Below are 13,625 nucleotides of genomic sequence, written 5' to 3' on the forward strand. Positions count from 1 at the left end.
AACTTAAATACTTCGCTTTTTTATGTTTTAATTTTTCGTTTTGCTTCCTTTTATTACGAGGCTATTTGAAATAGTATTCCTGTTAATATGGCAATTCCAAAACTAATAAGCGTACCAATTAATATGTATTCGGTAAGCTTTCGGTGTTTCGATTCTTTTAAATCTCCAAATCTAAAAACAGATTTTGCAGTGATTAAAAAACCAACAGCTTCCCAATGGTCTGTAACTATAAAAATGAAGACTAAAATACGCTCTAAAATTCCGATGTATTTACCAGCATCTTTAAGGGATTCATTACCTTCTGTAAGTTTCGAAATATCCCATTTAGAAAAAATGGTTTTCATGATTATGGAAACTGGTTGCGTTAAAAAAGCGAAACAGGTTATTAGGAGTAGGTTTTCTTCCGAAAAAATAGCTTTATAATCTAGTGCTGTATTGGTATATACAAAGTAGGTTATTATAATTACAGTAATATGAAGTACTTGATCTATAAAGAATAGGAGACGTTTTGTTTTTTTCTTTTGAATAATAAGCTTAATCGCATCTATAATAAAGTGTGTAATACCAATAATAAGTACGATTGGCCAAAGTGAAAGATCCCAAAGAATTACGAGTAATAATACAATATGAATTAATATATGAAAATATAGTTTCGGGGATTTTAACTTTTTGCGCTCTTTATCTTTAACCCATTTTTGTGGTTGTAAAAAGAAATCGCCTATAAAGTGCGCCAATAAAAGTTTAATAAGTAGTATCATAGCAAGCTGCTTATTTTTTTTATATACATGTTGTTTAACGCTAATATTTCATCCAAATTAGCTCGTTTAATACGTTTGCTAATGGCATTTTGATTGGTTCCTATTCGTTTTGCTAAATTTTCTTGCAAGGCTTTAGGGTTTTCTAAAGTTAATTTAACAATTTCTGCTGAATTCACTGTCCAATGATCCATACTAATTAAAGCCAATTTAAAATACAGGTTTAATTCATCATTAAGTATTTGCGATTTGGTTTTTATTTTAAGGTTTTGTTTTTCTTTTTTTAAGGTTTCAAAAGTTTCCCCAGAAAATATAAAAGCTTCGCCATTAGATTCTGTAACATCTTTGCCTTGATATGTTTTTTCGCCAATACCAATAGCCAATCTAACGTCTAATCCTTTTATCATTTTAATAGCTGCTTTTATGTAAATAGCAGCTTCAAAACTTTTGGTGACGTCTTTCATTTCTATTTGAAAACTATCGCCACGATAGATTTCCCAAAGTGTAGTATCTGTTTCTAAATACGATAGCGCAGCTTTTAAATGGCTAATCCAAACCTCCGGATTTGTTTGTCCGCGAGATTTAATGATGTCTCCTGTTAGTATGCTTGTCATTCTATTTTAAGTATAAATCACGTTATTCGGTGATAATTATAATTATCGTAGGATCCCGTGAGAATCAAATATATTCCTTTTTTATGGAATAATCAAATATATTCCCTTTTTGTGGAATAATTTAATTTATTCCTTTTTTAAGGAATAAATAGAGATATACCGTTTTTACGGAATATGAATAGAAAGAATATTAATTTGAAAAGTTATCCGGTAAATCAATACGAACACGATGGTCTTTTAAATCATTGAAATAATTTTCTAAAGAAAAATCTACATGATTAAATTCTTCTTGTCTAGCTCTATGATTTTCGTTACGATTTATTGCTTTTAAAAAACGAACTACTTCTTTTTTATCATTTAAGATTAAACCAGGAACAAGTACAGATTTACCTGCATCATCTTTGGCAACCATTGTAAAATACGAAGAGTTACAATGTTTAGTTTCACCGGTTCTAATGTTCTCTGCTTCTACGCGAATACCAACAACCATAGAGGTGCTACCAACATAATTAACAGATGCCTTCATGGTTACCAAATCACCAATTTCTATCGGACTTAAAAAATCAACGGTATTAACAGATGCAGTAACACAATAGGTTTCCGAATGTTTGGAACCACAAGCAAAAGCAATTTCATCCATCAAACTTAAAATATAACCACCATGAATTTTACCTCCAAAATTTGAGTGGGATGGTTGCATGAGCTGCGATATACTTATACGAGAGGAATCTACTGTCTTAAATCTTAGTTTCATATTAGTATCTATTATTTCGTGAGGTATCTTCCTCTACTTTGGTGATAAAATATTTGGTATCTCCTAACCAAAAGAAGGTTTTATAACGTTCAAAATACGTAAGTTTTACAAATTTACCTTGTAAACGATTTAATTCTTGGATGGCTTGCTCTTCTTTATCTTCTACCGAAAACTCAAATAGTTGTGCCTCAGATACACCTTGGCTAATTTCGCCTTCCCATGTTTTAAATAGAACTCCTTTGCTAGTAAATTTAACCAATTGTCCAGCTCGAACACCTTCGCTATACGTTGCAAAATATATAAAGCAGAAATATCCAGCTACTATAAGTACTATTGTAATTAGTGCTTTTATTAAAAATTTTATCATAATATGTATATGTTAATCGTCAGATGCAACGTGTTATATATTGCTTTAGTCTTCATGTCTTTTTTCTTTAATACCAATTTCCGTTTCCATTCTGTAAAAAAGACCAATAGCAGATAATAGGATTCCTAATAGTAATGTTATAATTATAATAAACATATCAAAATCTGGTTTATTTAGGATACTATAACCCGAAACTAACAAGACAATGCCAAAGCTAACTAAACCAACACCAATAACTAAGACTCTATAATACCGATAACGTAAAAACCATTTATATATAGTATCGATTTTTTTCTTATTCATTATCTTCTTTTGCTCTTTTTATAAATGTTTCAGGCAATGCTTTTTTTGCTTTAGCTCCTAGTTTTTTAATTTTTTCCACACTAGTAATTAGGTTTCCTTTTCCTTCCACCAATTTATTCATAGCCGAAGAGTAGTCTTTTTTAGCATCGTCAATTTTCTTTCCTACTCCTGTTAAATCGGTTACTAAACCATGAAATTTATCGTATAAAGCGCCAGCTTGCCTTGCAATTTCAATAGCATTTTGCTGTTGCTTTTCATTATTCCACATACTATCCACGGTTCTTAAAGTGGCTAATAAAGTAGATGGTGTCACAATAACAATATTTTTTTCAAAGGCTTTGTTATATATCGAGTTATCCGCATTTATAGCTACAGCAAAAGCAGGTTCTATTGGTATAAAAAGTAACACGAAATCCGGACTTTCAATATCGTATAAATCTTCGTATTTCTTTTCGGAAAGCTGATCTACATGTCTTCTAATCGAATTAATATGTGCTTTTAGGAAAACCTCACGTTCATCATCTTCGGCATTTACATAACGTTCATAATCTGTTAAAGACACTTTACTATCAATAATCATCTTTTTGTTATCTGGTAAATGTAAAACAATATCCGGAAGCACGCGCGAGCCATCTTCTCTAGTGAAATTTTGTTGTACAAAATACTCTCTATCTTTTTCTAAACCAGATTTTTCAAGAACGCGTTCTAATACCAATTCGCCCCAATTTCCTTGCATTTTACTATCGCCTTTTAAAGCGCGAGTTAGGTTGGTTGCTTCTTTGGTCATCTGTTGGTTTAAGTCTTTTAAACCTAATAATTGCTCTTTTAAAGCAGAATGCATGCTGATACTTTCCTTTTGGGTATCGTCTACTTTCTTTTCAAATAGTTGAATTTTTTCTTGTAGTGGATTTAAAATGTTTTTGATGTTTTCTTTATTCTGAAGGGTGAATTTTTCCGATTTGGCATCTAGAATTCTAGTAGCAAGATTTTCGAAATCCGTACGAAGCTGTTTTTGGCGTTCTTCTAATTCTTCATCTTTTTTAAGATTTAGTTTTTGAAGGTTTTCATATTCAGAATTTCTTCGCGCTAATTCGGTATTTAAAAAATCCTTTTCCCGACGAATATCTTCACGTTCTACTTCCATTTTGGAAAGTGTTTCCTTTAGCTGCACTAACTGATTTTCAAAATTCTGATTTTGCTTTAGGTTTTCAGCTTCCGAAAATTGCTTAAAGTCATTAAGCTGTTGTTGTAAGTTATTGTTGCGTTCTTCTAAGGTGCTTTTTTCGCTTTTACTTTTCAGTTTTGTGAATAGCATTCCTAAATAAGCACCAATTGCTGCCGAAATTATAATAGCAAGAAGGAGAAGGAGGTTGTCGTTCATAATTTTTTGAATGTATTAATGTAAAAGTAAGAAATTATAAGGGTTATAATTTTTAGATTATAAATCTTTTTTAACATTTGAAAAATCATACTTCTTCATTGTTTTTTGAAGTATTTTCCAATGATTACGTAGTTGTCTTTTTATTTCTGGAGCTTCTAATTCATCTGAAGCTCTGTAAGCATATCTTAAATAGTTTCCTCTAAATTTTCTGTCAAATGCTTCAGTTTTTGTTTTACCATTAATAAAGTCTGTTCTTTTAGCAGGAAGCATTCTAGATTTTTCACCTTTATAGGAGAATAATCGATAAATTTTTCTTTTAAAAATAGGAGCTTCATCCAAAAGATGCTTTTCCTTAATAACTTCGACTCTTTTATGTTTGCGCTTAATAGTTTCTTTCATTTCTCTATAAAACTTAGCTAAGTTTTTAGATTTAATTAAAGTTTGATAACCATAAAACTCAAAACCTAAGTAATTTAAAGGTATGTTTTCTTTTGGCGAATTATCTGTTTCAATCTTGTAAGATTGTAAGCGCCCTTCATTTATTTTAAAAAGTGTTTTTTCTGTTTTTTCTAATGAAACAGTTAGTTTGTTTTTTACCATTTCACTTTTAACAAAATCTTCAATTCGTGTTATTTGATTTTCATTACAAATCATAACAATATCGTCGGAATATCTTCTGTAAAACACATCATGTTTTAATGTTAATTCATTGATAACAGACTCATCGAAGGTAAGCATATAAATATTAGCTAATAAAGCACTAATAGGTAAACCTTGTGGTATTCCCATTAATTTTTTATCATCATCCTTTTTTTGATTTTTATGGATAATAATATCAGAGCCTATTAGGTCTTTTATACTTTCAAAAAAAGTATGTTTTCCATTTTTTCTGTGCTTTGATAACTCTTTTTCATCAAAATGACCATTTTTAGTCTTTAAATCTTTAAGCTTTACATAGCTAAATCTTGTAGTAGCTTTAAATAGATTAAAATGATCTTTGGGTAAGGTTTTATATCCTAAAATTTTTGCCCAAGCTAGTTTTAGTTTTTTATGGTTTAAACTAGGGAAGAAGTTTTCTATATCTAAAACTAAAGCAACACAGTTTTCTCTTTTTTTTATTTCATCAAAAACATCTTTAGCAAAATGAACGTTGTTCTTAAATTTTACTTTATCATCAGTCTCTATCTGTCTGTAAGCAGTAATTGAATTTGAAAGTAAACTGTTTTTATTTAGATAAGCTTCATATTTTGGAGTGATAATTTGTTGTGTGTAATACGAATAGACGTGAGCATCTAAATGTGTGGCATATAGAATTTCTCTAATTTTTGTATTAGATACTATTTCTCCATTTTTAAGTTTTTTGTGAGAACGTCTTTCTTCTCCATTAAAATCAGATAACTTATAACGTCTCTGTTTTATTTCTTTAAATATTAAAGGAGAAAAGGAGTGTTTTGCTACTTTTTTAGTATTGGAAACATAACGCTCAATATTTTTTCTAATAGACATTGGAGTCTTATTAGTAAAATGTGGATAACCTCTGTCTTTAAACCAATCTTTTTGTTTCGTCATAATAAAAAAGAAAGTAAGATTATTCTCGCTCGGAATTTAATTCATCAAACGTTACATCAATAAATGATTGAACCATTAACCGTATTCACGATTCCCGATGCCATGTTACGTATATTTACCACTGAAGGTAGAACTACTGATAATAATAATCAATACCTTAATAACGATGAAATTTAATATTCTAAAGTCACTTAAGTACACTCCTTTACCCTTTAAAGGGAAAGTAGTAATAGTATCTTTTCTGAAATTAGTAAGCACAAAATTAATTATGTGCTTGCTAATGAAGAAAATTTATGTAATAACTAATCCACGTATTTATTATCCCTTAAATCAAGGTTTGGATTAATTGAAATTAAAAAATTTCAACTGTTCAATAAATGTTTAATAAATGTCTAAAGAACTCTCTTACTTTCTGAAGTAAATATATTAAATTTAAACAAATAACTAATTTTTGTTTTATGAGTGATTATAAAAAGTGTTTTGGAGTAGGTGATTTAGTTGTATTTAAAACACATCCTTTACTTAAAAACTATAGAATAAAAGGTGATGGTAAGTATGTGCCTCCTATAATGATTGTTAAAGAAGTTTTCTTTGAAAATAATAAAAAGATAACAAATGATGAGATTACCGGTAGAAAAATAAGTGAAAAAACGAAATATACTTGTGTTTTTTTTAACGATTCAAAAAGTGAATTTGTTGAATCAAATCACTATCAAAGTGAATTGTTAGGATTTGATAATTTGAAAATAGAAAGAATAAATAAAGATGGTTCTATAAGTTATAATTCAGATACTATAATAAAAGAAATAAAAAATTATGGAGAATTGGAATACGTTTTTTCTGAGATTGTTAGATTTAAAACAAAAAAACTAGAAATTTATAAAAAGAGATCTTCGAAAAAAATTCCAATTAATAATAAAGGAAAAGTTGATGAGAAGAAAATTAAAAGTATTGTACAATATGTTGTGAATTATACGACACCTGATTTTTTAATAAGTGGATATAAAAAGAATGACGTAACAAACTTATATTATCCAAATGGTAATCCAAAGAGATTAGTTTCTGATTCTTTATTAAAAGTAAAATGGTTTAATCCATTTCAAAATAAATTTAGTGAACAGTTTTTGCCTATAGAATTTTTTACAAATAAAATGATACTTGAAAAAGAAGAGAGTCCTTCTTTTTCAGAAGGTTTAGGAGAGGAAGAGTAAGATTTATTTTTTTACTCGAAAACTCCCCGTATTTGCATCAAAAGCAATTAAATCTTCTGGAAATAAAGTATTAAAAGTTCCTTGTGCAATGAGTGTACAAGGTGTATTGGAGATCACTTCGGTTTTAGTCATGACAATCATAGTATCACACAATTGAATAGCTAAATCTATTTCATGCGAAGAAAATAAAATCGTTTTCCCCGTTTCTTTCACCAATTTTTGAAGCAGTTTTAAAATGTATGCTTTGTGATACATGTCTAAATGCGTGGTTGGTTCATCTAGAATAATAAGGTCTGTATCTTGAGCTAAAGCACGTGCAATCATTACTTTTTGTAGTTGGCCGTCACTAAGTTCAAAACATTTTTTGTGTTTTAAATCGTCAATATTTGTTTGGCTAATCGCACTGTTGACTTTACTTATATCTTTTTCCGATAGATTACCAACCCAATTGGTATATGGCTGTCTTCCTAGGGCTATCAGTTCAAAAACAGATAAATTTTTAGACGCAATAGCTTCGGTTAAAACCAAACTCATCGCTTTGGCTAAGTCTATATTGGCGTATTCTTCTAGCGGTTTTTCATTTAAATATAATGCGCCAGATAATTTGGGTTGTACCTGTGTTAGTGTTCGTAATAAAGTGGATTTTCCAATACCATTTCCGCCAACAAGGCCTATTAATTCTCCTTTTTTTAAAGTAAGATTTATGTTGGATGCAACCGTAGTTTCTTCCTTTTTGGTTTTGTAACCAATAGAAAGGTTTTCTGTTTTAAGGATGATATGTTGGTTGGTTTCTGACAATACTTTTTTTTAAATTGTTAAACTAATATAATTTCCTTTTTTCATTTTGTCTAGATACAAAACCCTTCGTCTATGCTCAGGATAAACCAAGCCAAAAATCATGTCAAAATCAGGAAATTGCTAAAGCATCACTCACTTTCGGAATTTCGTGCTTAAAGCTTCGCTTTGCATCTGCATTCCTTTGTTCGTTATTTCTGAATTTTGACGCTTCCGACTGTGTCGGAATTTCAAGTTCATTTTATATTTTATTATAAGTTTGATTATTCGTTTTTAATCAACAATCAACATTTTTTCTTTACTCTATCTAAAACACCATCTTTCTTTTTCTAACCAATAACCAAATAACAACAGGTGCACCAATTAAAGAGGTAATTGCGTTAATTGGTAAAGTATAATCACTGGTTGGTAATTGGGCAATACTATCGCAAATAAGCATTACTATGGCACCAAATAAAAATACGGCAGGTAATAATATTTTATGATTTGCTGTGTTAAAAATTTGCCTGGTTAAATGCGGAACAGCCAAACCAATAAAAGCGATTGGTCCAGCAAACGCCGTTATGGTTCCTGCTAATAAACTAGTTGCAAGGATAATGATTATCCGACTTCGTTTGATGTTTAATCCTAAGCTTTTTGCATAATTCTCGCCAAGTAATAAGGTGTTTAATCCTTTAATGGCTAGTATACTAAGTAGTATTCCGAAGCAATAAATGACAAAGAAAATGAAAACTTCATTCCAGGATAAATTTCCTAAACTTCCAAATCCCCAAAAGATATATTGTTGTAATTGTTCCGCAGAACTAAAATAGGAGAGTACACTTACTACTGCAGAGGTAATGCTTCCAAACATGAGTCCGATAATAAGAATAGCCATTGTATCTTTCACTCTAGAGGATACGATTAATACCGCCAATAAAACAAGAAAACTTCCTAAACTAGCCGCAATAACGATAGTCCATTTTGAAATTAATAACGAAGCAAAAACACCTCCAAAAATACCACCTCCTAAAATCACCAAAGCCACACCTAAACTTGCGCCAGAAGTAATACCAAGAACAAATGGTCCTGCTAATGGGTTTCTAAAAAGGGTTTGCATTAATAATCCGGAAATACCTAATCCGGAACCTACTAAAATTGCTGTGATTGCTTTTGGTAATCTGTAATTTTGAATGATATATTGCCAAGATTCGTTTTCTGCAGAATCTATCAAACTATTAAATATCTCTTTTAATGGAATAGACACAGAACCTAAGCTAATGTTAGTAAAAAAGCATACCATTAATAAAAGTATTAATAGTGTAAAGGAGCCTTTGTATGTATTCGTTTCGGACAAATTATTTTAAAGGTTTAAAAAAGTAAGGTGTATATTCTGGTAACAATTCTGGATGACAGATTTTAATGATATCTTTTAAAACAATATCTGGTCTAGCTGTACCAAGTTCGTAATAGATAACTCCTCCAGTTTTTCCCGTGGTATTTACAAAGGAATAAATGGTTTTGTTTTGAAAAGCATCAAATTTCGTGTAATGTTCGTTTGCTTTTTCAAGTGCTTCCATACTTGCGTAATACGAAGGACTTAACCATAATTCGGCATGTTTTGCTTTTTCAAATACCGTTTCAAAGTTTAATGCTAAACTACCACTTCCTGTCGTTTCACTATATAAATAGTTTACGTTGGCATCTTTTAATATTTGTGCTTCCGGACTTGTGCCATTAGGTAAATACCAAGTGTCTTTATGCATTGCGCCACTTATAACGGTTGGTTGCTTTTCTACTTTTAACGCAAGAGCTTTTGCTTCTTCGTAATTTTTTTCAATAGAATTAAAAATCGTATTTGCAATTTGTTCTTTGTTATAAAGAACTCCGAAGAATTTAATCCATTCTGCTTTTGCTAATGCCGATTTTTCCACCCAATCTCCATTGTAGATTACAGGAATACCTGATTTTTTAATGGTTTCAAAGGTTTTGTTATTTCCATCTATACCATAACCAATGACTACGTTTGGTTGTAGTTCTAATAAAACTTCGGTGTTTATACCTTCGTTTTTCCCTAATTCTCTAATATTTTTATCCTCAATTCTTGCTCTAGTTTTTAAGGAAGATACATAATCTGTTCCTGGAAAACCAACCAATGTTTCTTCTACTTCTAAAAGCTCTAAAGCAGGAATATGTGTGGTAGAGGTAACCACTATTTTTTCAATAGGAATCGTTATTATACCATCAAATTCGTCTTTGTTTAACGTTATTTTGGACGCTACATCTTTGTGAACTAAAGCATATTTATATTCCTTTTCTGCTTTAGGCCAAGGATTTTTAATCGTTAGTATTTTAAAGTTTTCATTATGTGTAATGGTAAAACCTTCGGCATATTTAAATGCCGTTTTGACAGAATCTTGCTTGTTTTCAGGAATGGATTTCACTTCCTTTTTACAAGCTGTAAAAGATAGTAAAAGACAAAATAGAAGGGAGTTAAATAACTTTTTTTGTAACATTAGTGACATATAAATAGATAGGTTTCTTTTAAATTTATATAAAATTTTAGTCATGAGAGACGGTTCAAATGTAACAATATATATAGTAGGTGGAATAATAATAGCACATTTTTTAATTGGCTTTATTTTTCTTATTTACAAAATGAATAAGAAAAAGTGAGTTTAATTAGTTTGCATTTAAAAAAGAAATTACTTTTGCACAGAATTTTGGTTTGATATAAAATGATTTCAAAATAGTTTTGAATTGTTTGTATCGATTAAAAGGGAATTTCGTGAAAACCGAAAGCTGTTCCCGCAACTGTATTCTTTGTTCACTTTAGTGAATGCTTACTATTACACTTCAAGTCACTGGAAATTTTTCTGGGAAGACAAATAGTTAAGACGAAAGCCAGGAGACCTGCCAATTTTTATTATCTAAAATGACTTTCGGGAGAAAAGTTTTCAAGATTTATGAAAAGATTGTTTTCTATATTGCTATTTTTATGCTATTGTGCAGTTTTTGCACAAGCTAGTCCTATAACGGAATTAAGCGAAGTACATTTAAAATATATCAAATTAAAAGATTCTGTTTATACTGCAACTCAAACCGTTTTAACGGATAGTATTTTAAAACGTAACCAATCATCTCTTACTAGTCTTTTAAACTTTAATTCTACCATATACTTAAAAGAAAATGGATTAGGTATGGTGTCTTCTGCTAGTTTTAGAGGTACTACTGCACAACAAACGGCGGTTTTGTGGAATGGAATTAATATTAATTCGCAAACAACAGGTCAGACAGATTTTAATACTATTAATACTCGAGGTTTTGATCAAGTTACTATAAAGCCTGGAGGTGGTGGTGTTGTAGACGGCAGTAATGCCATTGGAGGAAGTGTTTATTTGGCAAATAACACAACCTATAATGCTGGTTTTAAAAATGATGTGTTTTTAAAATATGGGAGTTTTAATACTTACGAAATAGATTATAAAACGGCGTATTCAACAAAAACAAAGGGTTTTCAGTTGGGAGTTTCTCGCATAGCATCCGATAATGATTATGCGTATCCAGGTACTGATAGAGTTAATATTAACGGACAATTTAATAATACGAATATCAGTTCGACTTTTGGTTTTAAGTTAGGTGAGAATAATACCGTTAATTTATATTCTAATATTTATGATGGGAAAAGAAATTTTTCCTTGCCAACACCAAATGCTTTAAAAACAAAATATACCGATTTTAACACGCGAACTATGTTAGAATGGGTAGTTAAATCTAATAAAATAGTATCTAATACTAAAGTCGCTTATTTAACAGAGAACTATACGTATTATCCAAATATAGATAACGATTTTAATACTTACGGAGAGGTAGGAAGTTTGTTTGTAAAATACAATTTAGACTATACTTTGGGACGTTTACTTTTAAGTGGCGGTTTTAATTATACTCAAAATAATGGAAAAGGTTCTGATATACAACATGAAATAAGACATTTAGGTTCTGTAGTTTTTGGGCTGAAACAAAAAGTAAGTAAACGGTTTTTGTATGAGATTAGTTTACGTCAAGAACTAAACAATACCTATGAAAGTCCTTTTTTATATTCGGCAGGCATACAAGGAGAAGTGACTAGTTTTTATAGTTTAAAATTGAATACCTCTAAAAATTTTAGAATCCCTACTTATAATGATTTATACTGGGAAGGACTTGGTAATCCAGACTTGAAATCAGAATTATCCTATCAAGGAGAAATTAGTAATGTGCTGCATGTGCCTAATGCATCATTAACGCTAACAGGGTATTATAATACGGTTGAAAATCTATTGTTATGGACACCAGATGTTACAGGTGTTTGGCGACCAATAAATGCCGAAACTGTTAATATTTATGGTCTTGAAGGACTTTTTAAAGCTAAGAAAAAAATTGGAACACATACCTTAGACGTATCAGCAACTTATGCTTATACGGTTTCTAAAAACGAAAAAACGGACAAACAACTTATTTATGTACCATATCACAAACTAACAACTTCTGTTGGTTATAGCTATAAAAAACTGTCGGCTTACTATCAATTTATTAATAACGGAGAAGTATATACAACAACAGATAATGCTCCAGAACATATTGTTAATAGCTATATGCTTGCCAATATGGGGATAGAGTATAACTTTGAAAAGGGAACTAATAAATACATTTTTGGAGCACAAGTTCTTAATTTATGGAATGAGTCTTACGAGAGTGTTTTAAACAGACCTGCACCTGGTAGAAATTTTAGTATTTATTTGAATCTTAATATTTAGAAATTATGAATAAACTTTTAAAATTAATAGGCATGTTCGCTGTTATTTTACTTTTACAAAACTGTACAAGTGAGGATCGTGACACTATAATAGACAGTCTTCCTCCCTCTGGCGAATATGCCAACGGTGTATTTGTATTAAATGAAGGTGGTTACACAAACTCTAATGCTTCGGTATCCTTTAAGGATGCTTCTGGTCAAACGTATCATAATATCTTTTTTGCAGTTAATGGCAGAGGATTAGGTGATGTAGCCCAAAGTATGGCTTTTTATGAAGACTTTGCCTATCTATTAGTAAACAACTCCAATACTATAGAAGTGGTAAATCGATATACTTTTGAATCGGTTAGTACCATCGAAACCAATATTTTGAATCCTAGATATATGACTTTTATTGGTAATAAAGGTTACATAACCAATTGGGGAGATCCTGCAGATACTAACGATGATTATATTGCGGTATTAGATACGCAAACCAATACTATTACTAATACTATTTCGGTTATAGAAGGTCCAGAATTTATATTAAATAATAATGGAACCCTCTACTTAGCACATAAAGGTGGTTGGGGATATGGTAATTCTATTTCTGTGATAGATGCGGTAACAGAAACAGTAACAACAAGTATTCAAGTATCTGATGTGCCAGGAAATATGGTTACCTACAATAATCAACTATATGTTATTTGTGCAGGAAAAGCAGATTGGACTGGTGATGAAACTTCTGCAGGAATTTATAAAATAAATATGGCAACAAATCTAGTGGAGGATGAAATTGTTTTTTCTGATGGAATTCATCCAGGACTTTTAGAAATCTCAAACAATGCACTTCTATACACTTTAAATGCTTCCGTTTATAATGTTACGTTAAGTGACTTTACATTACCTACAACAGCTTTGTTTACTACAAGCACTCAAAATATAGGTGTATTGTATGGCTTTAGTGTTATTAACGATCGTATCTATATTGCAGACGCTAAAGATTATGTATCTAATGGAGAGGTGTTTGTGTATAGTTTACAAGGTGAATATCTAGAAGGGTTTGATGTGAAAATAATTCCAAACGGATTTTATAACAATAATTAAATAGAAAAATAAACAA

At 30.5% G+C, this 13,625-nt stretch carries 13 protein-coding genes and 1 riboswitch; of the genes, 3 read left to right on the top strand and 10 right to left on the bottom strand.

Going from position 1 to position 13,625, the window contains the following annotated elements:
• Window positions 1–53 precede the first annotated feature (53 nt).
• The 7 genes from ACVCXO_RS09815 to ACVCXO_RS09845 form a co-directional block, all read right to left on the bottom strand.
• Window positions 54–758 (bottom strand): DUF3307 domain-containing protein, encoded by a 705-nt coding sequence (locus tag ACVCXO_RS09815; protein WP_452229418.1) that lies wholly within the window; start codon window positions 756–758, stop codon window positions 54–56.
• Window positions 755–1,369 carry a transcriptional regulator gene (locus ACVCXO_RS09820; protein ID WP_452229419.1) on the bottom strand — a complete coding sequence of 205 codons (615 nt, stop codon included), beginning with the start codon at window positions 1,367–1,369 and terminating at the stop codon, window positions 755–757. Before ACVCXO_RS09820 ends, ACVCXO_RS09815 begins: the two co-directional genes overlap by 4 nt.
• A 190-nt stretch (window positions 1,370–1,559) precedes the next feature.
• Window positions 1,560–2,123: an acyl-CoA thioesterase gene (locus ACVCXO_RS09825; protein WP_452229420.1), complete on the bottom strand. Its 564-nt coding sequence runs from the start codon at window positions 2,121–2,123 to the stop codon at window positions 1,560–1,562.
• Between the two features lies 1 nt (window position 2,124).
• The gene (locus tag ACVCXO_RS09830) at window positions 2,125–2,490 is read right to left on the bottom strand and encodes a 6-phosphogluconate dehydrogenase (RefSeq protein ID WP_452229421.1); all 366 of its coding nucleotides are present in this window, start codon (window positions 2,488–2,490) and stop codon (window positions 2,125–2,127) included.
• Window positions 2,491–2,535: 45 nt separating this feature from the next.
• A complete protein-coding gene (locus ACVCXO_RS09835) occupies window positions 2,536–2,793 on the bottom strand; it encodes a hypothetical protein (protein WP_452229422.1) in 258 nt (85 codons plus the stop codon).
• Window positions 2,786–4,174, bottom strand: coding sequence for a DNA recombination protein RmuC (gene rmuC / locus ACVCXO_RS09840; protein WP_452229423.1), 1,389 nt, complete (start codon window positions 4,172–4,174; stop codon window positions 2,786–2,788). Before rmuC ends, ACVCXO_RS09835 begins: the two co-directional genes overlap by 8 nt.
• A gap of 57 nt (window positions 4,175–4,231) precedes the next feature.
• The gene (locus tag ACVCXO_RS09845) at window positions 4,232–5,743 is read right to left on the bottom strand and encodes a reverse transcriptase domain-containing protein (protein WP_452229424.1); all 1,512 of its coding nucleotides are present in this window, start codon (window positions 5,741–5,743) and stop codon (window positions 4,232–4,234) included.
• A gap of 458 nt (window positions 5,744–6,201) precedes the next feature.
• Between ACVCXO_RS09845 and ACVCXO_RS09850 the strand changes: the two genes are divergently transcribed.
• Window positions 6,202–6,954 (top strand): hypothetical protein, encoded by a 753-nt coding sequence (locus ACVCXO_RS09850; RefSeq protein WP_452229425.1) that lies wholly within the window; start codon window positions 6,202–6,204, stop codon window positions 6,952–6,954.
• A gap of 3 nt (window positions 6,955–6,957) precedes the next feature.
• Here the strand turns inward: ACVCXO_RS09850 and ACVCXO_RS09855 are convergent, their stop codons facing one another.
• The 3 genes from ACVCXO_RS09855 to ACVCXO_RS09865 form a co-directional block, all read right to left on the bottom strand.
• Window positions 6,958–7,752: an ABC transporter ATP-binding protein gene (locus tag ACVCXO_RS09855; protein WP_452229426.1), complete on the bottom strand. Its 795-nt coding sequence runs from the start codon at window positions 7,750–7,752 to the stop codon at window positions 6,958–6,960.
• A 304-nt stretch (window positions 7,753–8,056) separates the two neighbouring features.
• Window positions 8,057–9,031 (bottom strand): FecCD family ABC transporter permease, encoded by a 975-nt coding sequence (locus ACVCXO_RS09860; protein ID WP_452229427.1) that lies wholly within the window; start codon window positions 9,029–9,031, stop codon window positions 8,057–8,059.
• 55 nt (window positions 9,032–9,086) lie between these two features.
• A complete protein-coding gene (locus ACVCXO_RS09865; RefSeq protein ID WP_452229460.1) occupies window positions 9,087–10,244 on the bottom strand; it encodes an ABC transporter substrate-binding protein in 1,158 nt (385 codons plus the stop codon).
• Between the two features lie 217 nt (window positions 10,245–10,461).
• Window positions 10,462–10,663: riboswitch (cobalamin riboswitch) on the top strand.
• Between the two features lie 31 nt (window positions 10,664–10,694).
• Between ACVCXO_RS09865 and ACVCXO_RS09870 the strand changes: the two genes are divergently transcribed.
• Together ACVCXO_RS09870 and ACVCXO_RS09875 are read left to right on the top strand one after the other, a co-directional pair.
• Window positions 10,695–12,524 (top strand): TonB-dependent receptor plug domain-containing protein, encoded by a 1,830-nt coding sequence (locus tag ACVCXO_RS09870; protein WP_452229428.1) that lies wholly within the window; start codon window positions 10,695–10,697, stop codon window positions 12,522–12,524.
• Window positions 12,525–12,529: 5 nt separating this feature from the next.
• Window positions 12,530–13,609 carry a YncE family protein gene (locus ACVCXO_RS09875; RefSeq protein WP_452229429.1) on the top strand — a complete coding sequence of 360 codons (1,080 nt, stop codon included), beginning with the start codon at window positions 12,530–12,532 and terminating at the stop codon, window positions 13,607–13,609.
• The last annotated feature ends 16 nt before the right edge of the window (window positions 13,610–13,625 follow it).

The sequence above is a fragment of the Lacinutrix sp. MEBiC02404 genome, from assembly GCF_053601575.1.